The sequence below is a fragment of the Roseateles albus genome (assembly GCF_028595345.1).
Lineage (GTDB): Bacteria > Pseudomonadota > Gammaproteobacteria > Burkholderiales > Burkholderiaceae_C > Paucibacter_A > Paucibacter_A albus.
This window is the reverse complement of sequence record NZ_JAQQXT010000005.1, coordinates 1-26,283: the sequence shown is the minus strand read 5'-3', so window position 1 is coordinate 26,283 and position 26,283 is coordinate 1. Positions and strand designations below refer to the sequence as shown.

Here is a 26,283-nt window from a genome sequence, read left to right as displayed (position 1 = left end):
ATGCACCAATCAAACCCAATCAAGCGATGAGTCTGGACGCCGACGACCTCTTGCTGTTTGCCCGCGTGGTCGATGCCGGCAGCTTCAGCCGCGCCGCCGAGCGGGTGAAACTGCCCAAATCAACCGTGTCACGTCGGCTTGCCGCGCTGGAACTCAGGCTCGGCGAGAAACTCTTGCTGCGCAGCACCCGCAGCCTGACGCTGACCGAATTTGGCGCCGGCGTGCTGGAGCACGCACGAGCCTTGGCAGCCGAAGTTGATGGCGCCCTGGCCCTGGCACTGCACCGCCAGCAACGCCCCAGTGGCCGACTGCGGGTCTCGATGCCGGGCGACTTGGCCAATCTGGCCCTCAGCGACATGTTGAGTCGCTTCGCGCTGGACTACCCGGAGGTGCAGCTATCGCTGGACCTCTCGCCACGCCGCGTCGACCTGATTGCCGAGGGCATTGATCTGGCCGTACGCATGGGGCCATTGCCCGAGGACAGCCAATTGGCGGCACGCCGCCTGGCCCTGTTCAGCAATGGTCTCTATGCCTCGCCCGCCTACGTGCGCACGCACGGCGAGCCCTTGCTACCCGCGGCCTTGGAAGACCTGCACGGGCTGATGATCTTGAGCCGATCCGGGGAACCGATGCCTTGGCATTTACACAAAGGTCAAGGCACTGACGCGGAGCAAAGCTGGCAGGGCATGCCGCGCCAACGCAGCCTGGTCAACGCCCCTGATCTGCTGCTGAAGATGGCCTGCGCCGGCGTCGGCATCACCGCCGTCGGCGAACATTTCGCCCAGGACTATGTCGCTCGCGGCGAGTTGCTGCGCATCCTGCCCGACTGGTGCCTGGCCCCGGTACCCTGCTGGGCCGTGTTCCCCGAGCGCCGCTTGATGCCGCTGCGCACTCGGGTGTTCTTGGAAGCGGTGGCGCTCGCCTTGTCGAGTTGCCCAGGTCAATCATCGCCGTGAAGCTCGCGCCGAGTTTCTTTATCCCAGCAAACGACTAACGGCAGAGAATTCAATTCGGTCTACTCATGCCTACGCTTCAGGCCAGCCCACAGCACAGGGATGCCAAGCAATAGCAACAAGGCCGAGGCGGGCTCAGGCACCGGATTCAATACCGGATTATTGGTTTGCAGCTGCGTAAAAAGCGCGGGCGCATTCGGGTTTTCTGAGGCGTAGCCGGTTTCCAGGCTGGTGCCTTGCAGCATCTCCACCGCCGTCAATTTGCCGGTGTGACCGAAGTCCAGTGTGCTGTTGCCTTGGCCCAAAAGATTCAATTGCAGCTCAAGATAAAAGGCCTGCCCATAGAGGAAGGGCATCAAGACTTCAACTTCAACTGCCCCGGCCCCTGCAAACGGTGCCACCGGCTTGGCCGTTATGGGGGGATTCCAATCATGCCAACTGGGGGAGCTGAACTGCCAAGCGGTTTGACCATCCAAATAGACGCCACCGGCGCCCTGCCACGCTACGCCGGTATTCGTCAACCGGTAAGCCAGCGCCACCAAGGACGCAAAGTTGTTATAGGGATGCGTCGAGCCGCTCAGCCGATCGGACAGCAATTGGCCATCCAAACTCAGATGAAGATTCAACAAGCCTGCGGAGTTTTCCAGATGGTCTGCAGTTGGCGCGACGTACCAGCGATCGCCCCACCCTGCAAACGCATTACCAAACAAGGTCGTCGCACTGCTGCGACCTGCATCACTGGTCAGCGTTTGAACCTTTGCATGCAGACCAAAACCTGCATCGATTTGCGCTTCGCCGTTGTAGCTGTATTTGTGCTCCCCATTCTGCGTCAACGCTTTGACTTGAGAGTCTTCCACACCGACAGAAGTCCATGACTGCGCGCTCGAACCGTCGCCATAAACGGTCGGCAAAGCATAGATATTGCCCGGAACACCTTGCGCAACTTGATCCGCACTCAAGTCGGTCAATGTTCCATGCACGTATGAATATTTGTAGTACGAAGGAAGCGCAACAACAGCCTGTACGGGCAAGGCCAGCACAGCCACTGCCCCCATCAGCACCGAGCACGTGAGTCGATTCATACACTTCATGGCAACACCTTCTTTATTTAATCGGACGCCTCGTCGAGCGAAAGCCAAAGGTATAAGTCACAGCTAACTCGTTATTTTGGCGAACCATATATTAGCCGCCGAGCATCAATAAACAGCCCCTAATACTAGGGAGCGGGGGTCGATACTCGACCTGAAAGGCAATGGCCATTGACGCCTCGCGTGCAGTGGACAAGGGCGCGAATTGCCACTGCTGAACTGCGCTGACCACAGCCACGACGAGCCGCTTGTGAAAAAGCCAGTTGGCCGCGCGCCGCCTCGCCTTGTTCAACAACGGCGATGGCGCAAAGCTGGCAAGGTGCAGTGGCTGAGCTTTTCGCGCAAGACTATGTGGCTCGCGGCGAGTTGTTGCGCATCTTGCCCGACTGGTGCTTGCCTGCCGCCGCCTGCTGGGCATTCTTCCCTGAGCGACGCTTGATGCCCTTGCGCACCCGGGTGTTTCTGGACGCATTGGCGCTTGCTCTATCGAATTGCCAAGCCCGGAACTGAGTCTTAGAACCTGTCCGTAAACAGTCGGGGTCGCCTAGTGCAAAATTGCCTCGTCAACAACTTCCCTGCCATGCCATGCCATGAGTCTGCGCAATAGCGTCTTCGCCCTGCTGGCCTTGTCAGTGCTGTGCGGCTTGGCCGAAGGCACGGCGGGAAGTTTTGGCCTGGTGATGCAAAAACCCTTCGATGTCGTCTCGTCCTTGTTGTTCATGCTGATAGGCTACCTCTGGTACCGCCAGGATGCCCAGGCACGCCAGTACCGTGGAAGTAGCTTATTAGGCGGCGCGATAATCATGGCCTCGGTGCTTGCCATACCCTACTATCTGGCGAAATCCCGGCCGAGCGAGCAGCGCGGCAAAGCTATCGGCAGCTTCATTGGTCTGGTGTTGCTGGCGGCCACATCGGCTGGCATTGCGGCCGTGCTGGCCGATTTACTCAGAGCGTCTTGAGCGGCTGCTTCGGCCTAAGCCGCAGCACTACTCCACCGCAAACGCAATCTCCACCGTGGCCTCGCGAGGCAAAGGCAGCGGCGCAAAACGCCATTGATTGACCGCCGTGACCGCAGCCAGCGCCAACCGTTTGTGTGATGCTTGCAGAGCCTGCGCCTGCATGACCGAGCCGTCGGCCTGCACCATGAAACGCACCGTCACCGCACCGCCTCTGAAGTCGGCCTGCAGCTGGCGCGGGATCTCGGGCTCGACCTTGCTCAGCAGTTGCAAGGCAGGCGGCTCGGGCTCGGCCGGCTCACTGGGCATTTGTGGCAAGGGCTCCGGCTGCGCCGCCGCCGCTGTCAGCTGGGCCGCAGCCAAGAGTACCGGCGGCGACTCAGGGCCGGCATGCGCCGAAGGACGTGCTTCGACGGCAGCGCTAGTTGCGCCAGCCGCTGCGGCTGCCACCGCGACGGCCGGCTTGGCCAGCGGCTTGTTCGCTGCGGGTTTGGCCTGCGCGGTGTTGGCAGGCTGAAGCGGCGGGCTGGCCGGCGCGTTGGCAGAAGTGGTGGCCGGCAGGGCATCCGTGCTCGCCCGTTTGGCCGCAGGCTTCACCGACTGCAGCTTGATGAAAGTAAAGACCTTTTCGGCCTGCCGCTGCGCACGCTCCTCGGCGCTGAGTTCAGGCTTGAGCGGCCCATCAGCCTGAGCGCGAGCGCTGCCGGCCGCAAGCAGCAGAACCATCATCAAGCAGGGCAAGCCCGGCCCCAGGCAGCTCAAGCGTCTCATGAAGAACACTCCAGAAAAGAGGGCGCGACACGACGACGCCAAGGCTGGCAGTGTAGGGAGCAGCCCCCCGCAAATGAGCTGCGGGTTTGTCCGTAGAGGCGCCTGCGGAACGCGAAGTAATTCACGGCTCATCTATACTTGCGCTTCGCTCCGGGGTGCCCTGCTGCGCATATAGAGGTAATTCGTTATGCGCCGGGCTGAGATGTGGTGGAAGCCATAGACCCGCTGAACTTGATCCGGTTGATACCGGCGTAAGAAGAGCCCGCCCGCAGACCCGTTCCGCCACGCCTCCCGCCTGAGGATGCCGGCCGAACTCCCTGGGGCAACCGGCCTCCTCGCAACGCCACAGCGACCCTCGAGCCGGCCCTCGCAGCGCTTCACAGCCACCGCGAGAACCGACCATGAACAGCATCACCGAACCGGGCCTGAACAGCCTAGCCAGCAGCCTAGAGTTGACCCGCGCGCCCCTGCCCGGCTCCAGCAAGACCTACCTCAAGGGCGAGCGCAACCCCGAGCTGCGCGTGCCGATGCGGGAGATTGCCCTGACCAACGGCGAGCTGATCACGGTCTATGACTGCTCCGGCCCCTACACCGACATCACCGCCAAGATCGATGTCAAGCAAGGCCTGCCCGCCACCCGCGCACCTTGGGTGGCGGCGCGCGCCGACACCGAGCTGTACCAGGGCCGGCCCATCCAGCTGATCGACGACGGCCTGCGCGACATCGCCCAGCAAGAGGCCTTGATGCAGATGAGTGCCGGCCTGCGCCGCCAGCCGCGCCGCGCCCTGCCCGGAGCCAACGTCACGCAAATGCACTACGCGCGCCGCGGCATCGTCACGCCAGAGATGGAGTACATCGCGATCCGCGAGAACCAGCGCCTGGACTGGATGCGCGAATACGAGCAAGACGCCGAGCGCGAGGCCCGCCTGCGCGGCAATTCCTTCGGCGCCAGTATCCCGGCCGTCATCACGCCCGAGTTCGTGCGCGACGAGGTGGCACGTGGCCGCGCCGTGATCCCGGCCAATATCAACCACACCGAGTTGGAGCCGATGATCATCGGGCGCAACTTCCTGGTCAAGGTGAACGCCAATATCGGCAACTCGGCCGTCACCTCCTCGATCGAAGAAGAAGTCGAGAAGCTCGTGTGGAGCACGCGCTGGGGCGCCGACACGGTGATGGACCTCTCCACCGGCCGCAACATCCACACCACGCGCGACTGGATCATCCGCAACAGCCCGGTGCCGATCGGCACCGTGCCGATTTACCAGGCGCTGGAGAAGGTCGGCGGCGTGGCTGAAGACCTCACTTGGGCGCTGTTCCGCGACACGCTGATCGAGCAGGCCGAGCAAGGCGTTGATTACTTCACCATCCATGCCGGCCTGCGCCTGCCCTTCATTCCGATGACGGTCAAGCGCCGCACCGGCATCGTCTCGCGCGGCGGCTCCATCCTGGCCAAGTGGTGCATCTCGCATCACAAAGAGAACTTTCTGTACACGCATTTCGAAGAGATTTGCGAAATCATGAAGGCCTATGACGTGACCTTCTCGCTCGGCGACGGCCTGCGCCCGGGCAGCTTGGCCGACGCCAATGACGAGGCGCAATTTGCCGAGCTGCGCACGCTCGGCGACCTGACCAAGATCGCCTGGAAGCATGAGGTGCAAACGCTGATCGAAGGCCCCGGCCATGTGCCCATGCACCTGATCCAGCAAAACATGAGCGAGCAATTGAAACATTGCGACGAGGCGCCCTTCTACACGCTGGGCCCTTTGACGACCGACATCGCGCCCGGCTACGACCACATCACCAGTGGCATTGGCGCGGCGATGATCGGCTGGTTTGGCTGCGCGATGCTTTGCTATGTGACGCCCAAGGAACACCTGGGCCTGCCGAATCGCGACGACGTTAAGGCCGGACTGATGGCCTACAAGATCGCCGCCCATGCGGCCGATGTGGCCAAGGGTCATCCGGGGGCGCGGGCGCGCGATGATGCCTTGTCCAAGGCGCGCTTTGACTTCCGCTGGACCGACCAGTTCAACCTCGGTCTCGACCCCGAAACCGCGCGCGACTTCCACGACGAAACCCTGCCCAAGGACAGCGCCAAGGTGGCGCATTTCTGTTCGATGTGCGGGCCGAAGTTCTGCTCGATGAAGATCACCCAGGATGTACGCGAGTACACCGCGGAGATGGACAAGAAGAGCGCCGAGTTCAAGGCCTTGGGCAGCGAGATCTACATCCCGATTCAGGCGGTATGAGTCTGTCGATTGGCGTTGCCGGCGCGGGGCTGGTCGGGCGCTTGTTCGCCTGGGCATTGGGTCGCGCCGGCCACCTTGTCGAGGTCTTCGAGGCCGGCCCCGGCCCCGAGCCGCGCTTTGACGGCCTGGGTGCGGCCGCCTTCAGCGCGGCCGGCATGCTCAGCCCGCTGGCCGAGTTGGACGCGGCCGAGCCCGAGGTGGCAGCGCGCGGCTTCGAGTCGCTGCGCCTGTGGCCGCTGATCGCCGCCCGGCTCACCGGCCCGCTAACCTTGCAAATGGATGGCAGCCTCCTGCTCGCGCATCGTCAGGACCTGGGTGCTGCCCAGCGCGTCTTGGCGCGCCTGCAGGTGAGCGGCTTCCCTGCCGCGCAAAGCTTGGCCGAGGCCGAGTTGGCATTGCTGGAGCCGGCGTTGCTGCCCGGCCTCCGTGCATGGAGGCTGCCCGGCGAAGGCTTCATCAACCCCGTCGAGGCGATGGCGGCCATGCAGCAAGACAGCAAGGCGCACTGGCATTGGGGTCGACCTGTGACTGCAGTCGAACCCGGCCGATTGAGACTGGCCGACGGCAATGACCTGAACTTCGACTGCGTCATCGACGCACGCGGCCTCGGCGCCAAGCCCCAATTGCCGCTGCGCGGTGTGCGTGGCGAAGTGATCACGCTGAGCCTGGCCGCCCATGGCCTGAGGCGGCCGGTCCGCCTGCTGCACCCGCGCCACCGCGTCTATCTGGTGCCACGCAGCCACGATCAACTCGTGCTCGGCGCCAGCGAGATCGAGAGCGCGGATCGCAGCCCCGTTAGCCTGCAATCGGCCGTCGAGTTGATGGCGGCCGCGCACAGCGTGATGCCGGCGCTGGCCGAGGCCCGCATCAGCCGGCTCGATGTCAATCTGCGCCCCGCCTTGAACGACAACCGCCCATTCACTCATGCTGAGCCGGGCCTGCTGCAGCTCAATGGTCTGTACCGCCACGGCTGGCTGTTAGCGCCGGCCTTGGTGCAAGAGCTGTTGCTGGCCAGCGGACTGGCCAATTTGGAAACGCAATGAACGCAGAAGAAATCAATGTCTCGCTGGACGGTCAGCTCCAAAAAATTCCCGCCGCAACGCCCTTGGAACACCTGTTGACGCAGCTGAGCCTGGCGCCCGAGAGCGTCGCGACAGCGCTCAACGGCCAGTTCATCGCCCGCTCGGCGCGCGCCGCTGCCTTGCTCAAGGATGGCGACCAAGTGCTGCTGTTCAAACCCATCGTAGGAGGTTGATTCAAATGCTGCACGAGGCAAAACCTGACCCTTGGAAGATTGGCGATTTCTCTCTGAACAGCCGGCTGCTGCTGGGCAGCGCCGGCTTCCCGAATCCGCAGACCTTGAGCGAGGCGATCCAGGCCTCACAAACCGAAGTCTTGACGGTCGGGCTGAAGCGCAGCCTGCAGGCCGGTGACAACGGCTTTGTCGCCAGCGCCCTGCAGACTGCAAAGGCCCAGGGTGCGCGCCTGCTGCCCAATACCGCCGGTTGCCGCACAGCTAGAGAGGCGGTGCAATTGGCCTGCATGGCGCGCGAGCTCTATGACACCGCCTGGATCAAGCTAGAGGTGATCGGCGACGAGCACACGCTGCAGCCCGACCCTTTCGAGCTGCTGGCCGCCGCCGCTGAATTGGTCAGAAACGGCTTCACCGTCTTGCCCTACTGCACCGACGACCTGGTCTTGTGCCGCCGCTTGCTGGACGCCGGCTGCGCAGTCTTGATGCCCTGGGGCGCACCGATCGGCTCGGGCCAGGGCCTGCTCAACCCCTTTGCCTTGCGCAGCCTGCGCGAGCGCCTGCCGGACGCAACGCTGATCGTTGACGCCGGCCTGGGCGCACCCTCGCATGCGGCGCGGGCGCTGGAGCTGGGCTTCGACGCGGTGCTCTTGAACTCGGCGGTGGCGCAGGCGCGCGAGCCGGTGCTGATGGCCGCCGCCTTTCGCGATGCCGTACGGGCCGGCCGTCAGGGTTTTCGCGCGGGCTTGATGAGCAGCCAGGACTTTGCCGTACCGTCAACGCCCGTCAGCGGCCACGCTTTTTTGCTGGGAGATCCGAAATGAGCTGGCTTGACGATCCGCAGCCGCCCATCATCTGGAGCGTGGCCGGCACCGACAGCGGCGGCGGCGCCGGCCTGTCCGCCGACACACGCGCGGCGGCCGCTTTCGGCGTGCACCTCTGCCCAATCGTGGCGGCGGTGACGGCGCAAAACTCCCGCGGCGTCGAGGCTGTCTTCCCCCTACCGCGCCATCAACTGCTGGCGCAGATGCAGGCGCTGGCCGTCGATCTTTGGCCCAGCGTGATCAAGACCGGCCTTTTGGGTTCGGTCGACGCCGTGCATGCACTTTGCGAAGTGCTGGATGAGCTGCGCCGCGACAGGCCGGTGGCCTTGGTTGTGGACCCGGTATTGGGCGCCAGCGCCGGTGGTCCGGCCTCGATTTTTGCTAACGCCTCATTGCTGCGGGCCTACCGCGAACAATTGTTGCCGCGTGCGCAGCTGATCACGCCGAACCGCCGCGAGGCCGAGCTGCTCTTGGGCCTGGCCAGCCATGCACTGAGTCGGCCATTGATGGCCGAGCGTTTGAAGGAGCTGGGTGCCGAGACGATATGCATCACCGGCGGCGACGACGCCGGCCCTCAACATGATTTGGCGCTCGACTATTTGAACAGCCCCCAGGCCAGCGGCCATCTGGCCCTGCCCCGCCTACGTCAAGGCCATCATCACGGCAGCGGCTGCAGTTTCGCCACAGCCGCTGCCGCCGCTATGGCGCGCGGCTTTGTCAGCGCCGATGCGGTGGTGCTGGCGAAAATGGCGACCTGGGTGGCGGTGCGCGAGGGCCATGCGGCCGGCGCGGGCGCTGGGCCTGTGCGGGCCTCGGCCAACTTCGTCTTCGAGCCAGCGGCCATGCCGGTGATGAGCTTTGACGGTGAGCAGTTGGATGCTGGCACGCTCGCTCGCTGGGCGCAGGTTCTGAACGCGCCGGCACAAGACGCGCTCGATTGGGGTTTGTATGCGATCACCGAGCGGCCGCAAAGAGCGGCCGAGTTGGCCGCCGCCGGCATCAAGCAGCTGCAACTGCGCATCAAGCCTGCCACGTCTGAGAACACCCAGGCGGAGCTGCGCGCTGCCGTGGCCGAGGCGCAAACAGCGGTCGCAGACCATCTCGGCTGCCAGCTCTGGATCAATGATCATTGGCGCTTGGCGCTTGAGGAGCCGGGCGTCGGCTTGCATCTGGGTCAGGAAGATTGGGCGGCCTTGGCTACCGACGAAAGAAAGCTGCTCTTGAAGGTCGGCATCAAACTCGGCATCTCCAGCCACAGTCTTTGGGAGTTAGCGCGCGCCCGTGGACTCAATCCGCATTACATCGCCTGCGGCCCCATCTGGCCCACCACCACCAAAGACATGCCCTGGCGGCCGCAGGGTCTGGGCAACCTCGGCTGGTGGGTGCACATGGCCGGCCGGCCGGTGGTGGCGATCGGCGGCCTGCTGGAGGCCGAGCAAGTCGAAGCCTGCGCAGCGACCGGCGCGGCCGCAGCCTGCCTCGTGCGCGCGCTGGACCGGCCGGACTCCAGTCTTGAGCAATTCAGGGCTGCCTGGCAATGCGGGCGCAATGCCAAAGCCGCTGAAATCCAAGAGCCCCGTGCAAGTTTGGAGTTTGCCAAGTAGCTCAAGCGCAGCACCCAAGCCCGACTTATCCCTGCCTGCTGTGGATAAGTCTGGGGAGCGCCACTTGAGCGATGCCCAGAACCCAGCAGCCATCGGCGAAAACCTGTTTTGCTGCTTTTTTAAGCACCGCTGTCCTAGCCTGCTTTGCCGCAACGCCTGAAAGCAATGTCAGCTTCCTTGATCTTGCTCAAAGCTTGAAAAACTGGCACTCCTACGCTGATCAAGGCCCACAGACCAACGGAGATTACTGATGAAAACTCCTCTGATTCTTTGCCTCGCAATGGCATCGGCCTTCCCAATGGACGCCATGTCCAGCGAGAAGATGGCGCAGGACAAGCAGTGCTTCGGCTGTCACAGCACAAAGCCGGATGGCGCCGCGCCTTCATTCCAAAAAATAGCCCAACATTGGAAAGGCAACAAAGATGCCGAAGCCAAGCTGGTCGCGACCATTCGCCAAGGCAGTAACGCCACCGGGGGACCGCATTGGAACAAGGCCACCATGCCCGACCAAGCCGAACGGCCCTTGGTCAGCGAGGCTGAGGCCAAGCAACTCGCAAAATGGGTACTTAGCCAGTAGAGATGCTGCGCCCGCTAAAGACACGCTGGGTAAAAAAGTCCAAGAGCTTGGCTGGCCGCTTGAAGCGGCTTGCCAAGCTAGGCCCGCTCAAACGCCGCGTTTGAGCATCGCGACCAACTGATCCAGCGCGGCCCCCCAACCAGCTTCGAAACCCATTTCGGCGTGCTTCTTGCTGCCGGCTTCGTCCGCATGGATGACGGTCGCGGTGTAGCGCGTACCGGCCGCGTCATCGGCGAGCTCTAGCATGGCGGTAAACATGAAGTTTGCGTCCTCGCTGCCACAGGTGGCCGCCGGCAAGCTGGGACGAAACCCTGGCAGCAAGGCGTTGGTCCATACCAATTTTTCATTCGGCACGACTTCAAGGTAACAACCCTGGTTGGGGAATTGAGCACCTTCTGGGGACTGCATCACGGTGCGGAAGACGCCGCCAGGACGCAAGTCGATCTCGCAGTCAATCGTCGTCCACGGCAGTGGACAAAACCAGGGCTTGAGCAACGCCGGCTCGGTCCAAGCGCGCCAAACCAAAGCCCTGGGCACGTCCACCACGCGAGTGAAACTGAGATCGAGTCTCGAATTGGCTTGATAAACAGGCTTCATGACGGCTCTCTTTCCGGGGGTCTGGTTTTTCAAGTGGGCCAATAGGCAAGCTGCCAAGCTCAGACCGGCACTTTGCGATCTTCAAAAGCCTTGCTCCAATGCAAGATCTCCCAGCTTTCCCGCAGGCCGGCGGTGTAAAACGGATCTTGCTTCAACAGCAACTCGGCGGCGGCCTTGCTGTCGGCTTCGACCACCCACAGCCCGCCCACCGGTGCTTGCTCCGGCGAGTGCCGCAAGGAGCCGCCCACCAACACATGCTCACGCTCCTGATCCAACCAGGCGATATGGGCCGCCATCATCTGCTGGCGCAGCGGCAGGGAGTTGGCCTTGTCAACAAAACGAATAGCGAACAACATGGAGCAAGAACTTTCGCGAGTAAAGCTTGAAACAAAAACACCCTCAAGCATAGAGGATGCCCAGCAACAGCAGGCCACGCGAGTGAAAAGTAGCACCGTCCGCACCTGAAAGGAGCGCCCTGCAGCACACGTCAGCCCAGGCTTACGCTTGAGCGCGAGGGGAGCTAGCATCACATGACCATGAGAAAAATCAGCCCCTCCCGCACAAAGCCCAAGCAGTCAACGGCAGCCACGCTGGCAGCCTGTTTGCTCGCCCTCAACTTGAGCGCTTGCGCGTCCAGAGGCCCTATCGTGATTGAAAGCGCCAGTGACTCCATGAAGGAGCAGGCCGATCGCTACGACCAGCGCGCGCGCGAGTTGCAGCAGGTGGGTGCCGGCCGCCAAAGCGCCGAGCTGCGCCGACTCGCTGATAAGCAGCGCCTTGACGCCAAAAACAGTGAGTCCAAAGACTTCGTCGGTGGCGCTTTTGACCTCGTGCTCAACAGCTTGTTTCAATCCTGGCTGGCGTCCTCGCCCAAGGGGCTGCAGAAGTAGACGCCGCAATGGGCGGCCGCTTGATCGCCCGCAGGACTACACAAACATGCCGCCCGAGGCTTCGATGCGCTGGGCATTGATCCAGCCACTGCCGGGCGCCAGCAGCGCCGCAATCGCGCCGCCGATGTCGTCCGGCAGCCCTGTGCGGCCGAGCGCGGTCTGAGCCGCCACATAACTGTTCAGCTGCGCGTTATCGCGCACAGCGCCGCCTCCGAAGTCGGTCGCAATTGCGCCCGGCGCCAAGGTGTTGACGGCAATGCCGCGCGGGCCTAGCTCCTTGGCCAGATAGCGGCTCAGCACTTCGACCCCGCCCTTCATCGCGGCATAGGCGGCGTAGCCGGGCAGCGCAAAGCGGGTCAGGCCGCTGGAGATATTGACGATGCGCCCACCGTCATTGATCAGCGGCAAGAGCTTCTGGGTCAGGAAGAAAACCCCCTTCAGGTGCACATTCATCAGCTCGTCGAATTGCGCCTCGCTGGTCTCCATCAGGCTGGCGTGGTGGCCCATGCCGGCGTTGTTGACCAAGTGATCGAACCGCTCGCGCTGCCAGATCTGCGCCAGTACGGCCTTGACGGCGACGGCAAAGGCCGGGAAGCCGGCGCTATTGCCCATGTCCAGCGGCAGCGCCACGGCGCGGCGGCCGAGCGCCTGGATGGCGGCGACGGTCGCCTCGGCTTCGGCGCGGGCGCTGCGGTAGCTCAGGATGATGTCGCAGCCCTGGGCGGCCAGATGCAGGGCGGTGTTCTTGCCGAGGCCGCGGCTGCCGCCGGTGATCAGGGCAATCGGGTTGATCGGATTGATGGGGTTGATGGGGCTGCTACTTGCGTTCATTGGTGACTCCTACATTGGGATGCAGCGCAGTCTATTGAAGTCAAGTTTGAGCATAAACTCAGAAAATTCAATTTGTCTGTTATCCAAAAATCGACCAATGAACCCGCTTGAGCGCCTGCAAATCTTTCACCGCGTGGCCGAGCTGTCCAGCTTCACGCAGGCAGCACTGAGCCTGAGCCTGCCCAAAGCGAGCGCGTCCAGTGCCGTGCAGCAACTCGAAAGCCAGCTCGGTGCCCGCTTGCTGCACCGGACGACGCGGCGCGTGCAGCTGACTCAGGACGGGCAAGCCTTTTACGAGCGCAGCAAGGATGTGCTGGCCGATATGGAGGAGTTGCAGGCGATGTTCGCGCAGCAGCCCGGAGCGATGGGCTTGAGCGGCCGCGTGCGGGTCGATATGAGCAGCAGCATCGCCCGCGATCTTGTCATCCCGCGCCTGCCAGAGCTCTTGCAGGCACACCCCTTGCTAAGCCTGGAGATCAGCAGCACCGAGCGACGGGTGGACCTGGTGCGCGAAGGTTTTGACTGCGTGCTGCGCGTCGGCAGCGTGGTCGACACCAGCTTGATCGCGCGGCCGCTGGGCCTGATGCGCATGCTCAATTGCGCCAGCCCCGCCTATCTGGCCCGGCATGGTGTGCCCGCCTCATTGGCCGACCTGACGGACCCACGACAAGACCACCGCTTGGTGCATTTCGTCAACACGCTGGGCGCCAAGCCGGGTGGCTTTGACTACCTCGACGAGCGCGGCCAGCCGCGCAGCTTGGCGCTGCCGGGCGCTATCACCGTCAACAATGCCGATGCCTATCAAGCCGCCTGCTTGGCCGGCCTGGGCCTGATACAGGTGCCGGTGCTGGGCGAACGCGATGCGTTGCTGAGGAACGCGCTGCGCAGCGGCACCTTGGTCGCTGTCTTGCCCAAGCTCACGGCCCCGCCCATGCCTATCAATCTGCTCTACGCCAATCGCCGAAATCTATCCAGGCGCGTGCGGGTCGTGATGGACTGGCTGGCGGCCGTGATCGCCGAGGCGCAGCTGGCGACGAACGATTGATGCCGACTCAGCGCTCGCTCACATAGGGGTTGCTGCGCCGCTCCTCGCCAAAGCTGCTCTCGGGGCCATGGCCGGGAATGAACACCGTCGCATCGCCCATGGGCCAAAGGCGCTGCTTGATCGACGTAATCAGCGTCGCATGGTCGCCACCGGGGAAGTCTGTGCGGCCGATGCCGCCCGCAAACAATACATCGCCAACAAAGGCGCGCTGGATCTCGGGCGAATAGAACACCACATGGCCCGGCGTGTGACCCGGGCAATGGCGCACTTGCAAAGTTTGCTTGCCGATGCTGACGCTGTCACCGTCAAGCAGCCAGCGCGTCGGCGTGAAGCTTTCGGCCGGCGGGAAGCCAAACATCTGGCTCTGCTTGGCCAGGCCGTCGATCCAGAACTGATCGCCGGTATGCGGGCCGATGATGGGTAAAGCTTGCTCGCGCGCGAGCTGCCCCGTACCGCCGGCATGGTCGATATGGGCATGTGTCAACCAGATCGCCTTGAGCGTCAGGCCGCGCTGCTGCACCGCAGCCAGGATACGCGGCAAATCGCCACCTGGATCAATGACGGCCGCCTCCATGGTTTCATCACACCAAACCAAAGAACAGTTCTGCTGAAAGGCGGTGACGGGAATGGTTTGGTAGCGAAGCGTCATGAGCGAGCAGGAGTCGGATAACAAAGTTTCAAAACTGAAAACATAGTTTCAAAACTGCGTTTGCGGGACACGACCCATGGCAAAACATAGTCTCAAAACGCGTTGAACCAAAACGACTTTTGGGCGAGCGACCTACTCCCCTCCAGCCATGTCTACGCGGCAGGAGTATGGCTCGATTCGGTCCGAGCCATGCTGGTAGGTGTTGGGTCTCGAATGTGCAGCGGTCATTCAGGTGAGGAGTTCACGAAGTCCTCGGTCAACTTCAGCCGAATGGCCGCTGCTTGACCCGCCGAATGTGCGCTAACGACTCGATAGGAGTCGCGCGGTCCTTCATAGTCAGTGGCAGCAGCGTGCCTATTCTGTTGAAAAAGTCGTTGATGGGCACGAACGTGCTGCTGCCAACGTGAAGGCGAAGGCGCGCAACTCACCTTTTCTTCGTCTGAACCAGGTCTTTAGACCCGGTTTTGAGGTTACTCGGTGGGGTTTCGCCTCAAGCGGGCGCACCTGTGCCTTGTTGCGGTGGGCCTTGCGGCACTCGCATCGCCAAACGACGCAGGTTTTGCACCACCGCAGCCATCGTGAACTCGTCCATCGCGCCACTGAGTCCTCGCAGGCGCAAGCGATCCAGCCGCAGGATTCGCTTCAGGTGGGCAAACAGCATTTCCACCTTCTTGCGTTGGCAGCGTGAACGCCGGTACTGCTCGGTGGTGGCAATCTTGCGCGCTACATCTCGGGCGGCTTCGTGAACGCTGCGAACGATCTTGCGCATAGGAGTGTTGGGGCAGCAGCGCTGCTTCTCGGAGCAGTTTGAGCAATCTTGTTGGCTGGCGCGGTAGATCACGGTGTCGGCCTTGGTGATGTGACTGCGCTCAATCTTGAAGACGCGCCACTGGCTGCGCAGCGGGCGGCCTTGTGGGCAGGTGTATTCCTTGGCCTGCTCGTCCCAAGTGAACTCGTTGCTTGAGAGCGTGCCGTCATCGCGCTGCGTGCGATCCCAGACGGGCACATGGGGTTCGATGCCCTTTTCGTCCACCATCCAACTCAGCATGGGCGCCGTGCCGTAGGCCGTGTCGCCGATCAATCGCTCGGGCTTGAGGCCGAACTGCTCCTGCACTCGATCAACCATCAGTTTGGTCGACTCGACCTCGGCGGTGCGGTGGGCCGGCGTGGCCTGGACGTCCATGATCACGCCGTGTTCGGCATCGATGAGGTAATTCGTCGAGTAGGCGAAGAACGCGGGGCCGCCCGTTGCTGCCGTCCAGCTTGCTTGCGGGTCGGTCAGTGAAATCTTCTTGGGTAGCACCTTGCCAAGGGCTTCGGCGTCTAATCCTTCCAGGTACTCGCGCACGGCGCGTGTGCTCAGTGCTGGATCCTTCCAGTCAACCGACTCGGTGCCAGCCACACCACGCTGGCTGCTGGCATCGGCCGCCACGATGCTGGCGTCTACTGCAAAGCCCTCGGCCTTGACGAGCCCGGCTGCCATGCAGCGACGCACGACCTCATCGAACAACCAACGGAACACGCCGCTGTCACGGAAGCGCCCATGGCGGTTCTTCGAGAAGGTGGAGTGATCGGGAACGGCGTCTTCCAGGCTCAAGCGGCAGAACCAACGGTAAGCCAAGTTGAGGTGAAGCTCCTCGCACAGCCGGCGCTCGGAGCGGATGCCGTAGCAGTACCCCACGACCAGCATACGCAGCATCAACTCGGGGTCAATGGACGGGCGGCCGATCTGGCTGTAGTGCTCGGCCAAGTGCTCCCGCAGGCCAGCGAAGTCAAGGCAACAGTCAATGCCGCGCAGCAGGTGATTCTGGGGAATGTGGTCTTCGAGGTTGAACGAATAGAACAACCGATCTTGCCCACTCGCTTGTCGTCCCATCATCTCGGCGCCCTCCAAGATCACTTTTACTAACGTCCAAATTGTACGGCATTAAGACTGATCGAGGTGGGGACTTTTTCAACAGAATATGCCCATTGCGGGCATCCAAAGTACCGACCGCTAAGTCAACGATGCAGCGTTTGCTGACGGCCACGAATACCCGCTTCAGGGAAGCCCAAAGGTCTCGGCACACCAACGACCGCGCACACATGAAAGTGCACATGCCCATTCAGGCTGGAGCCGAACCGCGTGGTCAGCCCAATTTGAACGCCGCCTCGATAACTTCGCGCAACTCATAGTCCTCAAAGGGCTTTGCCAAATAGCCAACGGGTTTTGCGAGTTCGGCTCTGACGCTATTCGCCTCACCAGAAAAAGCGCTCAGGAAAACCGTTGGAACCTCAAACTGTGTGCGAATGGCTTGGGCCGCTTCAATACCATCCATGGCGTTGCCCAGGTGCACGTCCATCAGCACTAAGTCTGGCCTCAAAACTCCAGCCATTTCGATGGCTTGCTCGCCGGTATCTATAGGGCCAAGGGGTTCATAGCCCAGAATGCGAAGTTGCATGACAATGTCCCGGGCAATGAGCCGTTCGTCTTCAACCACCAAAATTTTGCGCTTGATCATGTCGGCATCACCAGCGCTGCGGGGGTTTGAACAGTAAATACAAGATTGAACCGAGCGCCCGCACCGGGAACCGAGTCAATCACCAAGGTTCCTCCGAGCTGATTGCTCAGGTCAGTTACCAGTTGCAGACCGAGCGAGGCTTGTCTCTTTTCCTCAAAGTCTGCCGGAAGGCCCACACCAGTGTCCCGCACGCACAAGCACCAGCGGACATCAAGGGGGTTTGCTTGGTCGTTGGCTGGTTGGAACTCCACGCTCACTTCACCTGTTTGTCCCTCGGGGAAACCATGTTTCAGGCAATTGGAGATCAACTCGTTGAGCAGCAGCCCCGTCGCTTGGGCTTGGTCCATACCAGACTGCACGGAGCCAAAGCTCAAAGTGAGCCGCACCGAGTCGCGGTGTAGCTCTTGAGCCTTGAACGCCTGCGTCGCTACTTGACTCAGATAGACCCCTAAATCCACTGACGCAAAGGTGCCAGAACGGTACAGAGACTCATGCAAATGCGCCATGGTGCGGATGCGACCTCGCATGTCACCGAGTACCTCTTTGGTATCGGCTACCAAGCTGCGACCGGCCTCCATGCGCAGCAGGCTGGTGATGACTTGCAGGTTGTTCTTGACCCGGTGGTGGACTTCTTTGAGGAGTGCGGACTTCTCGACCACCGAGGCGCGCAGCGCGTCCTCACTGCTCTTTTGCTCCGTAATGTCCCAGTTGACGCCAATCATGCCCGTGGCAACGCCATCGTCACCACGTATGACGTCCCCGTGAGCCTCAATGAAACGCACAGATCCATCGGGCCACAAAATTCTGAAAGTGAGGTGGTAGCCGCGGATACCCGCTATTGCCTGTTGATAGGTTTGCATCACCGCGTCTAAGTCCTGCGGATGGATGGTCCTCGCCCATTCTTCAAATTTGCCTGTGAAGTTTTCTTTGCTCATCCGGTACAACACGAAGCAGTTGTCGTCCCAGATCAGCCGGTTGGACGCGATGTCAACCTCCCAGACGGCCAATCGGCCCGAGTCGGTAGCCACCTTGCGCCGGGTCTCGCTCGCCCGCAAGGAAATCTCTGCTTTCTTGCGTTCGGTAATGTCGCGCACGATTCCCACAAACAACTGCACTCCTGCCCGATCGATCTGGGACACCCGCAGGTTCATGGGAAACACCTGGCCGTTTTTGCGCTGGCCGTGCAAGTCGCGCGGAGCACCCGTATCGGCGTAATGCGCCATGTAACTGTCGTGCAGCTCCTTGTGCGGTGGTGGCATTAGGTTGTGTACGGGCTGACCCACTATCTCCTGCGTCGTGTAGCCAAAAATGGCGGAAGCCGCCACGTTGAATGACAGGATGCATCCTTGCGGATCGATGGTGATCACACCGTCGCCCATGTTGTCCAAAACCGCCTGCAAATGCCCTGCGAGCTGCTCTGCCTGCTCTTGAGCAGCGCGTAAATTGCTCTGCGTCTCGCGCATTTCGGTAATGTCTGCCAGAGTGACCGCAACCTGCACCACCTGACCCTGGATGTCCAATTCCGGGTCTGCATTGATTTGCAGCCACACTGTGTCTTGTCGCACGGGACGGTAAACGCCCAAAATGGCATTGCGCACCGGTTTGCCGGTGGCAGCGGCCAGTGTGGAGGGAATCTGGTCGGGCGGGTATGGCGCGCCATCGGTGGTGCTGAGCTGCCACTGCGGGTGTATGGGAGTGGTGCCCAGCATCTGCGCCTCGGACAGGCCCAGCAAGTGCAGGGCCCGGGGGTTCACCAGCTTGATCCGGCCATCCGGCTCATGCACCACCAGCCCGAGGTGAAGCTTTTCCACCAGCTCGCGGTACTGCCGCTCGCGGGTTTCCAGCAAGTGGCGCGCCTCGCGACCCTCGGTAATGTCCCGGTTCACGCCTACAAAATGGGTGAGCGCCCCGTCCTCTGCGAGTACCGGGGCAATACTGAGCTCGTTCCAGTAACCCTTGCCGTCCTTGCTGTAATTGCGTAAAACACCCTCAAAAGGCACAGCAGTCCGCAATGCATCACTCAGGCGCGCCAAATCCTGCGCGTCAGTGTCTTCACCCTGCAAAAATGCAAGGGTACGCCCCAGCACCTCTTCAGGGTCATAACCCGTGATTTTTGAGAAAGCCGGGTTGCTCGACAGAACACGGCGGTCCGGCCCGGTGATCACCACTCCCACCGATGCTGCCTGCATCACGGTTTCCAGCAGCTTGGCGCGCTCCTGCGCCTGACCTTCATCGGTAATGTCCAGCGTGGTGCAGACAAGGTACTGTGGAGAGCCATGCACATCGCAGACCGGTGATTTGGTGGTGAAACCAAGCCGGTTGCTCTGGTAGCGCGCAGACCAAAAAACTTCCCGCAACGAGACTGGGTTCCCTCCCGCCAGTATCTGGCGGTCTAGCGCCCAAAAACTCTCCAGCTGGTCCTCCGGGAAAAAGCCCTCGCCGCGGGTGCCCACGATTTCGCTGGCCTTCACACCCCACGTTTCAGCGCAAGCTGGGCTGACGTAGAGCAGGCAGCTGCCAGCATCTTTGATGAAAATGCTGTAAGGCAAGCAGTCAAGCAGCGTCTGAAAGGGAACAACCGGTGTCATGCAAGTGTTATGTAGTGCATGCGGAGAATACGTTGAAGAATAGCAGAGGCTGTTACCCAATCACTGCTTCAGAGTTACCCAATCACTGCTTCAGAGTTACCCAAAACCAAGAAAATTTCCACACGCCTGCTTATTTTGGTGGGTACACCGTGTGCGCTGCTGGTCACTATCGGTGCTCTGGGGCTGTACGGGCTGGAAAAAACCAATGCCTCCCTGAAAACCGTCTACGAAGATCGCGCGGTGCCGGCAGTAGAGCTGGGCCAGATCAACGCACTCATCTCCAGCAGCCGACTGCACGATGCGCAGGCGCTGGTCAACACGCTACCTGATGTGGCTGCCTTCAGCATCAAGCCCATTCCCACGGGCTCCATGCGGGCGAAGGCGTTGATCCCCGGTGCCACCGACCGCTCTGGAGTCGGCAGATAGAAATGTGCTACAGCCGCTATGTGCCTACCAGCGTCAAACGGTCTCGCGCGATGGGCGACAGCAATGGGCACTGAATTGCCACGCAGTGGCGGTCCTCGAAATGTCCCCGCTTGCGTCAGACCAGCAGTTTAAACAATCGCCCCATAGCTGACGTTCGGGTCGCCAACCGTTTTGGTCAACGGCAGCTTACTGGCGACGATGCGGCCTCACGGTTCCGGCCAGTTCTTGTCATTCGGATGCACAGAGTGGGCGCCGGCAGGGTTCCAGAAGCAGTCGAACGAATCGGTATTGGGCAGGGATGAATTGGCAGGAATTGAACTTCGCATCCGCGCATAAAAAAACCGACCACTTGGGCCGGTTTTTTTCATACGCAGGGCAAGCCCAAGGCTTACTGCAGTTTGCTGCGACGGCGAGCAATGCCAGCGACAAGGCCAAGACCGGCGAGCATCAGCGCATAGGTTTCAGGCTCCGGCACCGCAGAGGTCACATCGCCATCGCGAACGACTACGACATACCGGGATGCGGCTATTGAGACGAGATTCTGCGCGCCGCTTTCGGCGCTGAAGTCAAAAGCGCCAGGAAACGCGCAATCAGGACAGAAGATCAACCCGGACCAGTAAATGACGGGCTTAAAATTTGTGAACAGTGGCGGTACATTTTTGAACAGTTTCAGGTTGGCCTTCTGCTCGTCCGTATCCCCAGTCGGATTCAAGACGGACTCTCCACGCTTGATGCCCAGCTCGGCGACGAACAGGCCACTCAATTCACCACCGGTACAGTTGTACCCATAGCTATAACCGAAGGTCGAGCTCGAGCCGCTGCAACTGGCATCCGGACTCTTGAGGGTCGGCAGGCGCCAGCCGCTATAACCACCGTAGCTCAGCGTGCCAGCCCATTTCGTGGCGGCTTCCCAAGTCATCAGACCGTCACTAGAGGCACCACTGGTCTTGGCGTAGTTCATGTCGGCCAGCCACGTGATATTGCGCGTGTTGTCGTAGACCATGCCGTTGCCACGGTCAAACAATGCAGCGTGTGCGCTGCCTGCGGTGAGCAGCACGGCGGCTGCGAGGAGGGTGGTTTTGAAGTGCATTTGACAGAAATCCCTGAGATCGTGAGGCAGTGATGTCACCAACGCGAGCCCTTCTTGGGGGGTGCCTCACCTTTGACTTATTGCCCCATGCCCGCTACGGGCTGGACTGTAATTGGTATTTAACGTCACCTGTACACCTCAACTGAGGGGGGCTAGTCTCTTTTACGTGTTGGTCCGGCAAGTTTGGTCAGCCGAAGGGCCAAATCAGGCTGCGGTGCAAGTCAGCTCAGGGCACCGAGTTGCTACGCGGACAGTGACCTCGAAATGTCTGGGCCTGCTCCAAGCCTACAGTTCGAACAGGCGCCGCAAAGCTGACATTCGGTTCGCCGGCCGTTTTGGTCAACGTCGGCTTATGGGCGATGTTGCGGCCTCACGCTCTAGGTCAGCTGCTGCTATTCGGATGCGCAGTGGGTGGCGCCAGCACGGTGCCCGTAGCTGCCATTCGATGCAGGCCTTAGGCCGACCAAAGAGAATGCGAAGCGGACACAGCAATCGCAAGATTGGCCTCCCCATAGCTGACATTGTGAGCAACTACAGGGGCGGCCTCGTCCCAAAAGGCTTTGCCGCCAATGCCTTGGCCTTCAATGGGCGATTGCTACGCATCAAAGCCGGTGACGTAATCTGCATTCCCTGTGGCCCTGAGTTCCTGCATCACATCATCAATACCTCCGACGCCGAGCTGAAGTATTTGTCCATCAGTACGCAAGACCGGCTCGAGGTCTGCGAGTACCCCGACTCCGGCAAGATCGCGCTCTTCTCCAAGGACCCCGGCTTCATCCAGCGGCGCGGCAACACCCTGGACTATTGGGACGGCGAACGCTGAAGGGCTGCTGGTTCGCAGCCTCAACGGATCTTATTGACGATTCCTGTGAGCTAGTTCACAGAGGTCCGTGCCCCGCCATTGAGATGGGGGGTACTGCCTTTGGAGTGGGCATTGCATCATTCTTCCAGTGCGCAAAACGCTTGTTCGACAAGTTCTTGGCGCTTTGAAATTGCATCAAAACCACCCGGAAGACTCCATCATGATCAAGACCGTTGCCCTTTCTGCCCTGAGCCTTGGCCTCTTGCTGGCCGGCGCCGCTCAAGCCGCCTCAACACCTACCGCCACCGGCATGAAGAACGGTACTTCGTTTGCTGAATTCACAGGCACGGACCCGCTCGCGGCGGAAAAAGACAAGACTCTGTACTGGGTTTACGAGGGATCGGTGCTGGGTGGCAAGGACTCCTGGTTCCTGTTCTTTGACCCTAAAAACAGCGGCAGCATCAAGGCAACGGTCGACTTTCACGCCACGATCACCGACCTCTTTCAATCCAAGTCAGAGCTCTTGAACTCGGAGAGCAGTCTCATCGGCGCCCCGCATTACGGCAAAAAATATCCGGACGCCGTCGGCCTGGAAAGCGGCGACAAGAAGAACACCAGTTTTTCAGGCAGCCAACTCAGCCTGAACTGGTCTGCCAGCAACCCCGGTGACCATGTGCGCGTTTTCACCGCCGCCGTCACAGCCGTACCTGAGCCCTCAAGCTACGCCATGCTCATGGCTGGCTTGTTGGCCATGGGTTTTGTTGCTCGCCGTCACCGCGCGAGCTGAGTCGCTAAGCAGTGAGCCGGCTATTTATCCGGCGGTAGGCGCGCTTCTTGTTCTAAGTTGGCCTGGCGCATGCAAGCGCATTTCAGGGTCTCTGGCTGCGTGGTAACTCAGGGCCCGGAGCGGCCAGCTCAGGGCAGACCTCAAACGTGCCAGTCTACGTATATTAAGTAGCGCGGGCTGCGAATCAGAGCGTAAGGTCTGACTGCTACCGATCGCTCTCCGGACAAGGCCAGACGATTGCTTGAGCAACGACGACGTGTTCACTGTTGTAGGTGGCGGAAGGCGACCCGTACAGCCGGTAACCCAGCGCGAGCGCTTCGCTCACCCGTCGGCAAAACGCAGCGTCGTCTTTGCCAGTCAGAAGGCGATAGATGGGTAGGTCATCAGGCGGACGATTGAACATAGAGATTCCCGAGCAGCTGCGTAAAAGCATACCCCGAGCGGAGACGAGTTCCGAGCAAGGGTGCGGCCGGTAAGTGGAACGGGCGACGCAGCCGTGCAGGCGACCTTTGCGATGGACTGTACTGGGGCGCGAACTTGAGGCCGCATGATCGACGGTAAACCATTGTTGGCCAAGACGGTCGGCGAACCGAACGTCAGCTAGACGGCGCCTATTCGACCTGTAGGCTTGGCGCAGTGCCGGACTTTTTGAGGGCTCTGGCTACTTGGCAACTCGGTGCCCATATCGGGCATTCGCCGCCAAGCTTCAAACCCATCGTTAAAGGGTAAGAGGATGTGCCAGCTCTCCCGAGCAAGCACATCTGAACACCGTACTCAGCGTTGACTTGTGGTAACGCGAGAAACCCGCCACCAGCTTCTCCACATGCACCGTCAAGTCCAGCGCCGCCTTGTAAATCGGCAGATGTTCGTAACGTGCCATGACTGTGCAACAAAGAAGATTGGGGGCTAGCGCCCCCAAACCCCCTCAAAAGACCCAAAGAGACCAAAGCGTCAAAGCCTCAAAGTGCCCGCCGACGACGTGCCACCAGCACTGCCCCCAAACCCAGCAGCATCAGTGCATAGGTCTCAGGCTCCGGCACCGTGGCGGCCACATCTCCGGGCCGTACAGCCAGCGCGTAGGCACTCATGAAATAGACGTCGAAGTCCTGGTTGCCGTAGTGGGTATTGAAGCGCCACGCGCTATTCTGATACGGCGCGTACCCCGTACCGGACCAGTAGTGGGAGGCCTTCAGATTCTGGAAATTGCCGGTGTTGGTCAGGCCCCAGCCATCTTGGGCATATCCAGTGCCGGGAGCACGGTAGCCTTTGTTGCCGAGTGTGACGTAGAACAGATGCGCCATCTCGCTGTAGACAGTCTGGCCGGATTCGTACTGGGTTGGCGCGCCGCTCTTGGTCTGGACGTTATAGCCACAATCGGTGCCACCGGCTCCGCTAAGGTCGCAACCGGCTGTACCGGTGTCCATGATGGTGGGCAAGCGCCAACCGGTCACGCCGTTGACGTTTAAACCAGCTGCCCAAGTCTTGGCGTTATCCCACGAGTCTCCATATTGCTTCACCTTGTCCAGCCAAGTGATCTGCAGCGTGGTGTCGTAGAAGGCTTCCGGGCCATTGGCGAGGTTGCCGTCCAGGTCACGCGCTAGCAGCGTGGATTGCCAAGAGCCTTGGCCGGATACGCCGGCGGCTTGCGCGCCCCCCACCAAGGTCATTGCGCCCAGCAAGGCGGCCGTCTTAAAGGTCTTCTTCATAAAGCTGTTCATGGGTTATTTCGCGGCCGCGCTGAGGGCGGGCAGGTTCGTTAGGGTGAAGGGGCGGGCGAGGAATTTCATGGGCAGATGACCTTGTTGCAAGTGGTTGAAAGGGTGTCATTCAGTGATCGAAGTGCAGCCGCAGCACCGCATGGCCTGCGCCGATGGACTGGCTGCTCACTTTGTCCGCCAGGTGGCTGAGCAGCTCCTTGGAGACGCGCTACGGATAGCGTCTTTATCAGCGTGTGCGAAAAAACTTGACCAGGACACATTGCGGCCGGGATCACCTTTTTCCCGTTGGCAAGAGAGGCGTCTAAAGGCCGGGAGGCTTTTAGACTTGAGACCCGACCCCGGCCTTTTCAGGCCCGCCAGCGCCAAGGCGGCTGCTCGCCTCCTGTGTTGTCTTGGTCTTGTCAGCATCAATGCATCCCCTCGCTGTGACCCGCGTCGTTGTCGACGGGCCTGAAATTGAGCGAGAGTTTGCCGGCCTAGCGTTGAATTTGCGTTGAATTGCCATTGATGAGTGCCAGGGCTTGGGCGGCACTGCGTTGCAAGAGCAGTTTGGCACCCATGTCACGGCCTGGTCCAGTGCCAGTTCAATCTCGATGCGCGGCGCGCCTTGGGCCGCCAAGGCCTGGGCGCGTATGCGCCAGAGTTCGGGCAGCAGGTAGAGCTCCTGGCGCTCACGTGCTTTGGGCAGGCAGGCGTCGATCTGTGCCAGGGCTTCCTCGGCCTGGTCGAGGTTCAGCAGCGCTTCGATCAGGAAGGGAAGAATGGTCCCGCCCTTCGTCACCAATCTCGAGTTTCGGCTTTGGGTGCGTATTTCAGCCCATCGCGGCCACCCATTTCAGCGGAACGCGGACAGCGTTTCAGACGAAGGCGGACACCATTTCAGGCTGATCGCGGACAGCGTTTCAAACTGATCCCGGACACCCCGAGCGCGCGCAAGTGACCTGAACCGTGGGCATGCTGACCGATTTTTCGGTCTCTCATGCCCACTCCCAGGATTCACATGCGCCAACTACGACAAACCCTAAGGCTTCACCTAGAGTCAAACCTGAGCATGCGCGAATGCTCGCGCGTTCTGGGCATCGCCAAGTCGACCGTCAACAGCGTCGTTATGAAGGCCCGCGCCGCCGGTGTCGATTGGGCCGTCGCTCAGACGCTGGACGATGCCGCGTTGGAGGCCCGCTTGTACGGCCCCGCTGTACCTCGCTCCAGCACCCAGCTTGAACCCGACTTCGCTCTCATCCACCAGGAACTCAAGCGCCCCGGCGTCACCCTGCAGTTGCTCTGGGAGGAGTACCAACGCGGCCTGACCGACGCCGGCTCGCAAGCCTACAAGTACACCAGCTTCTGCGTGAAGTACCGCGCCTGGGTCACCGGCCTCAAACGCTCGATGCGCCAAGTTCACCCGGCTGGCGAGCGCCTGTTCATTGACTACGCCGGCCAGACCGTGCCGCTGGTCGATGCGGCCACCGGCGAGATCCGATTTGCGCAGATCTTCGTGGCCGTGCTCGGCGCCTCGAACTACACCTTCGCCTGCGCCACACCGACACAGACCGCCGCCGACTGGGTCGGCGCCATCATGGATGCGCTCGAGTTCATGGGCGGCGTGCCTCGGCTGATCGTGCCGGACCAGGCTCGCGCCCTGATCGCCAGGCCCGACCGCTACGAGGCCACGCCCGGCCGCTTGGTCGAGGAGTTCTGCGACCACTACGACGTGGCGATGCTGCCGGCGCGCCCGGCTCATCCCCGCGACAAGCCCAAGGTGGAGGTCGGCGTGCAGATCGTCGAGCGTTGGATTCTGGCGCGGCTGCGGCATCGGCGCTTCTTCACCCTGGCTGAGCTCAACGCCGCTGTCCGAGCCTTGCTGGCGGACCTGAACGCTCGCCCGTTCAAGAAACTGCCCGGCTGCCGGGCCAGCGCTTTCGCGGCCTTGGATCGGCCGCTGCTCAAACCCCTGCCTGTGGCTCGCATGCCCATCGCCCGCTTCAAGCGCGCCCGGGTCAACATCGACTATCACGTTGAACTCGACGGCCATTACTACAGCGTGCCGCACCGGCTGGTGCGCGAGCAGGTCGAGTTGCGCAT

29 protein-coding genes and 1 riboswitch are annotated in these 26,283 nt (G+C 61.4%); of the genes, 15 read left to right on the top strand and 14 right to left on the bottom strand.

Annotated features, from left to right (window positions below; genetic code table 11):
• Nucleotides 1-26 precede the first annotated feature (26 nt).
• Entirely contained in the window at nucleotides 27-956 is a 930-nt protein-coding gene (locus PRZ03_RS09565) for a LysR family transcriptional regulator (RefSeq protein WP_273600105.1), read from the top strand.
• 59 nt (nucleotides 957-1,015) lie between these two features.
• Here PRZ03_RS09565 and PRZ03_RS09560 read toward each other — a convergent pair whose 3' ends face one another.
• Nucleotides 1,016-2,092 carry a PEP-CTERM sorting domain-containing protein gene (locus tag PRZ03_RS09560; protein ID WP_273600104.1) on the bottom strand — a complete coding sequence of 359 codons (1,077 nt, stop codon included), beginning with the start codon at nucleotides 2,090-2,092 and terminating at the stop codon, nucleotides 1,016-1,018.
• Nucleotides 2,093-2,365: 273 nt separating this feature from the next.
• On the opposite strand from PRZ03_RS09560, the gene PRZ03_RS09555 reads away from it, so the two are divergent.
• Complete coding sequence (locus PRZ03_RS09555; RefSeq protein ID WP_273600103.1) at nucleotides 2,366-2,551, top strand: type 2 periplasmic-binding domain-containing protein; 186 nt, start codon at nucleotides 2,366-2,368, stop codon at nucleotides 2,549-2,551.
• Between the two features lie 80 nt (nucleotides 2,552-2,631).
• Entirely contained in the window at nucleotides 2,632-3,000 is a 369-nt protein-coding gene (locus tag PRZ03_RS09550; RefSeq protein WP_263534751.1) for a hypothetical protein, read from the top strand.
• Nucleotides 3,001-3,027: 27 nt separating this feature from the next.
• Here PRZ03_RS09550 and PRZ03_RS09545 read toward each other — a convergent pair whose 3' ends face one another.
• The gene (locus PRZ03_RS09545; protein ID WP_273600102.1) at nucleotides 3,028-3,768 is read right to left on the bottom strand and encodes a TonB family protein; all 741 of its coding nucleotides are present in this window, start codon (nucleotides 3,766-3,768) and stop codon (nucleotides 3,028-3,030) included.
• A gap of 141 nt (nucleotides 3,769-3,909) precedes the next feature.
• A riboswitch (TPP riboswitch) is annotated at nucleotides 3,910-4,043 on the top strand.
• 126 nt (nucleotides 4,044-4,169) lie between these two features.
• On the opposite strand from PRZ03_RS09545, the gene thiC reads away from it, so the two are divergent.
• From thiC to PRZ03_RS09515, 6 genes are all read left to right on the top strand, one after another.
• Nucleotides 4,170-6,020 carry a phosphomethylpyrimidine synthase ThiC gene (thiC, locus tag PRZ03_RS09540; RefSeq protein ID WP_273600101.1) on the top strand — a complete coding sequence of 617 codons (1,851 nt, stop codon included), beginning with the start codon at nucleotides 4,170-4,172 and terminating at the stop codon, nucleotides 6,018-6,020.
• Entirely contained in the window at nucleotides 6,017-7,063 is a 1,047-nt protein-coding gene (locus tag PRZ03_RS09535) for an FAD-dependent oxidoreductase (RefSeq protein WP_273600100.1), read from the top strand. The genes thiC and PRZ03_RS09535 overlap by 4 nt, the downstream gene beginning before the upstream one ends.
• Nucleotides 7,060-7,275, top strand: a complete 216-nt coding sequence (gene thiS / locus PRZ03_RS09530) for a sulfur carrier protein ThiS (protein WP_263534755.1) — start codon at nucleotides 7,060-7,062, stop codon at nucleotides 7,273-7,275. The genes PRZ03_RS09535 and thiS overlap by 4 nt, the downstream gene beginning before the upstream one ends.
• Before the next feature lie 5 nt (nucleotides 7,276-7,280).
• Entirely contained in the window at nucleotides 7,281-8,096 is an 816-nt protein-coding gene (locus tag PRZ03_RS09525) for a thiazole synthase (RefSeq protein WP_273600099.1), read from the top strand.
• On the top strand, nucleotides 8,093-9,700 hold the full coding sequence (locus PRZ03_RS09520; protein ID WP_273600098.1) for a bifunctional hydroxymethylpyrimidine kinase/phosphomethylpyrimidine kinase: 1,608 nt from the start codon (nucleotides 8,093-8,095) through the stop codon (nucleotides 9,698-9,700). The genes PRZ03_RS09525 and PRZ03_RS09520 overlap by 4 nt, the downstream gene beginning before the upstream one ends.
• A gap of 250 nt (nucleotides 9,701-9,950) precedes the next feature.
• Nucleotides 9,951-10,277 carry a c-type cytochrome gene (locus tag PRZ03_RS09515; protein WP_273600097.1) on the top strand — a complete coding sequence of 109 codons (327 nt, stop codon included), beginning with the start codon at nucleotides 9,951-9,953 and terminating at the stop codon, nucleotides 10,275-10,277.
• 87 nt (nucleotides 10,278-10,364) lie between these two features.
• Here the strand turns inward: PRZ03_RS09515 and PRZ03_RS09510 are convergent, their stop codons facing one another.
• A complete protein-coding gene (locus PRZ03_RS09510) occupies nucleotides 10,365-10,907 on the bottom strand; it encodes an SRPBCC family protein (protein ID WP_409993950.1) in 543 nt (180 codons plus the stop codon).
• Nucleotides 10,908-10,933: 26 nt separating this feature from the next.
• Entirely contained in the window at nucleotides 10,934-11,230 is a 297-nt protein-coding gene (locus PRZ03_RS09505) for a YciI family protein (RefSeq protein ID WP_273600096.1), read from the bottom strand.
• A gap of 174 nt (nucleotides 11,231-11,404) precedes the next feature.
• Here PRZ03_RS09505 and PRZ03_RS09500 point away from each other — a divergent pair, with 174 nt between their 5' ends.
• Complete coding sequence (locus PRZ03_RS09500; RefSeq protein WP_273600095.1) at nucleotides 11,405-11,764, top strand: hypothetical protein; 360 nt, start codon at nucleotides 11,405-11,407, stop codon at nucleotides 11,762-11,764.
• Between the two features lie 36 nt (nucleotides 11,765-11,800).
• Here the strand turns inward: PRZ03_RS09500 and PRZ03_RS09495 are convergent, their stop codons facing one another.
• Complete coding sequence (locus tag PRZ03_RS09495) at nucleotides 11,801-12,595, bottom strand: SDR family NAD(P)-dependent oxidoreductase (protein ID WP_273600094.1); 795 nt, start codon at nucleotides 12,593-12,595, stop codon at nucleotides 11,801-11,803.
• Nucleotides 12,596-12,692: 97 nt separating this feature from the next.
• On the opposite strand from PRZ03_RS09495, the gene PRZ03_RS09490 reads away from it, so the two are divergent.
• Nucleotides 12,693-13,640, top strand: a complete 948-nt coding sequence (locus PRZ03_RS09490) for a LysR family transcriptional regulator (RefSeq protein ID WP_273600093.1) — start codon at nucleotides 12,693-12,695, stop codon at nucleotides 13,638-13,640.
• A 7-nt stretch (nucleotides 13,641-13,647) separates the two neighbouring features.
• Here the strand turns inward: PRZ03_RS09490 and PRZ03_RS09485 are convergent, their stop codons facing one another.
• The 4 genes from PRZ03_RS09485 to PRZ03_RS09470 all read right to left on the bottom strand — a co-directional run bounded on the left by PRZ03_RS09485 (nucleotide 13,648) and on the right by PRZ03_RS09470 (nucleotide 19,378).
• Nucleotides 13,648-14,289: an MBL fold metallo-hydrolase gene (locus tag PRZ03_RS09485; RefSeq protein ID WP_273600092.1), complete on the bottom strand. Its 642-nt coding sequence runs from the start codon at nucleotides 14,287-14,289 to the stop codon at nucleotides 13,648-13,650.
• Nucleotides 14,290-14,779: 490 nt separating this feature from the next.
• Entirely contained in the window at nucleotides 14,780-16,168 is a 1,389-nt protein-coding gene (locus tag PRZ03_RS09480; RefSeq protein ID WP_273600091.1) for an IS1182 family transposase, read from the bottom strand.
• Nucleotides 16,169-16,418: 250 nt separating this feature from the next.
• The gene (locus tag PRZ03_RS09475) at nucleotides 16,419-16,790 is read right to left on the bottom strand and encodes a response regulator (protein WP_273600090.1); all 372 of its coding nucleotides are present in this window, start codon (nucleotides 16,788-16,790) and stop codon (nucleotides 16,419-16,421) included.
• Nucleotides 16,787-19,378 (bottom strand): PAS domain S-box protein, encoded by a 2,592-nt coding sequence (locus tag PRZ03_RS09470; RefSeq protein WP_273600089.1) that lies wholly within the window; start codon nucleotides 19,376-19,378, stop codon nucleotides 16,787-16,789. Before PRZ03_RS09470 ends, PRZ03_RS09475 begins: the two co-directional genes overlap by 4 nt.
• Before the next feature lie 39 nt (nucleotides 19,379-19,417).
• Here PRZ03_RS09470 and PRZ03_RS09465 point away from each other — a divergent pair, with 39 nt between their 5' ends.
• Nucleotides 19,418-19,804, top strand: coding sequence for an MCP four helix bundle domain-containing protein (locus PRZ03_RS09465; RefSeq protein ID WP_338109606.1), 387 nt, complete (start codon nucleotides 19,418-19,420; stop codon nucleotides 19,802-19,804).
• 388 nt (nucleotides 19,805-20,192) lie between these two features.
• Here PRZ03_RS09465 and PRZ03_RS09460 read toward each other — a convergent pair whose 3' ends face one another.
• A complete protein-coding gene (locus tag PRZ03_RS09460) occupies nucleotides 20,193-20,894 on the bottom strand; it encodes a PEP-CTERM sorting domain-containing protein (protein WP_273600088.1) in 702 nt (233 codons plus the stop codon).
• A 523-nt stretch (nucleotides 20,895-21,417) separates the two neighbouring features.
• Here PRZ03_RS09460 and PRZ03_RS09455 point away from each other — a divergent pair.
• Together PRZ03_RS09455 and PRZ03_RS09450 are read left to right on the top strand one after the other, a co-directional pair.
• Entirely contained in the window at nucleotides 21,418-21,717 is a 300-nt protein-coding gene (locus tag PRZ03_RS09455; protein ID WP_273600087.1) for a cupin domain-containing protein, read from the top strand.
• Nucleotides 21,718-21,916: 199 nt separating this feature from the next.
• Nucleotides 21,917-22,483 (top strand): PEP-CTERM sorting domain-containing protein, encoded by a 567-nt coding sequence (locus PRZ03_RS09450; protein ID WP_273600086.1) that lies wholly within the window; start codon nucleotides 21,917-21,919, stop codon nucleotides 22,481-22,483.
• Nucleotides 22,484-22,688: 205 nt separating this feature from the next.
• Here the strand turns inward: PRZ03_RS09450 and PRZ03_RS09445 are convergent, their stop codons facing one another.
• The 4 genes from PRZ03_RS09445 to PRZ03_RS09430 form a co-directional block, all read right to left on the bottom strand.
• On the bottom strand, nucleotides 22,689-22,886 hold the full coding sequence (locus PRZ03_RS09445) for a DUF1737 domain-containing protein (protein WP_273600085.1): 198 nt from the start codon (nucleotides 22,884-22,886) through the stop codon (nucleotides 22,689-22,691).
• 315 nt (nucleotides 22,887-23,201) lie between these two features.
• Entirely contained in the window at nucleotides 23,202-23,363 is a 162-nt protein-coding gene (locus PRZ03_RS09440; RefSeq protein ID WP_273600084.1) for a hypothetical protein, read from the bottom strand.
• 79 nt (nucleotides 23,364-23,442) lie between these two features.
• Nucleotides 23,443-24,189, bottom strand: a complete 747-nt coding sequence (locus tag PRZ03_RS09435) for a PEP-CTERM sorting domain-containing protein (protein ID WP_273600083.1) — start codon at nucleotides 24,187-24,189, stop codon at nucleotides 23,443-23,445.
• 331 nt (nucleotides 24,190-24,520) lie between these two features.
• A complete protein-coding gene (locus PRZ03_RS09430; protein ID WP_273600082.1) occupies nucleotides 24,521-24,982 on the bottom strand; it encodes a hypothetical protein in 462 nt (153 codons plus the stop codon).
• Between the two features lie 198 nt (nucleotides 24,983-25,180).
• On the opposite strand from PRZ03_RS09430, the gene istA reads away from it, so the two are divergent.
• A partial coding sequence (gene istA / locus PRZ03_RS09425) for an IS21 family transposase (protein ID WP_273600081.1) occupies nucleotides 25,181-26,283 on the top strand: 1,103 nt, incomplete at its 3' end.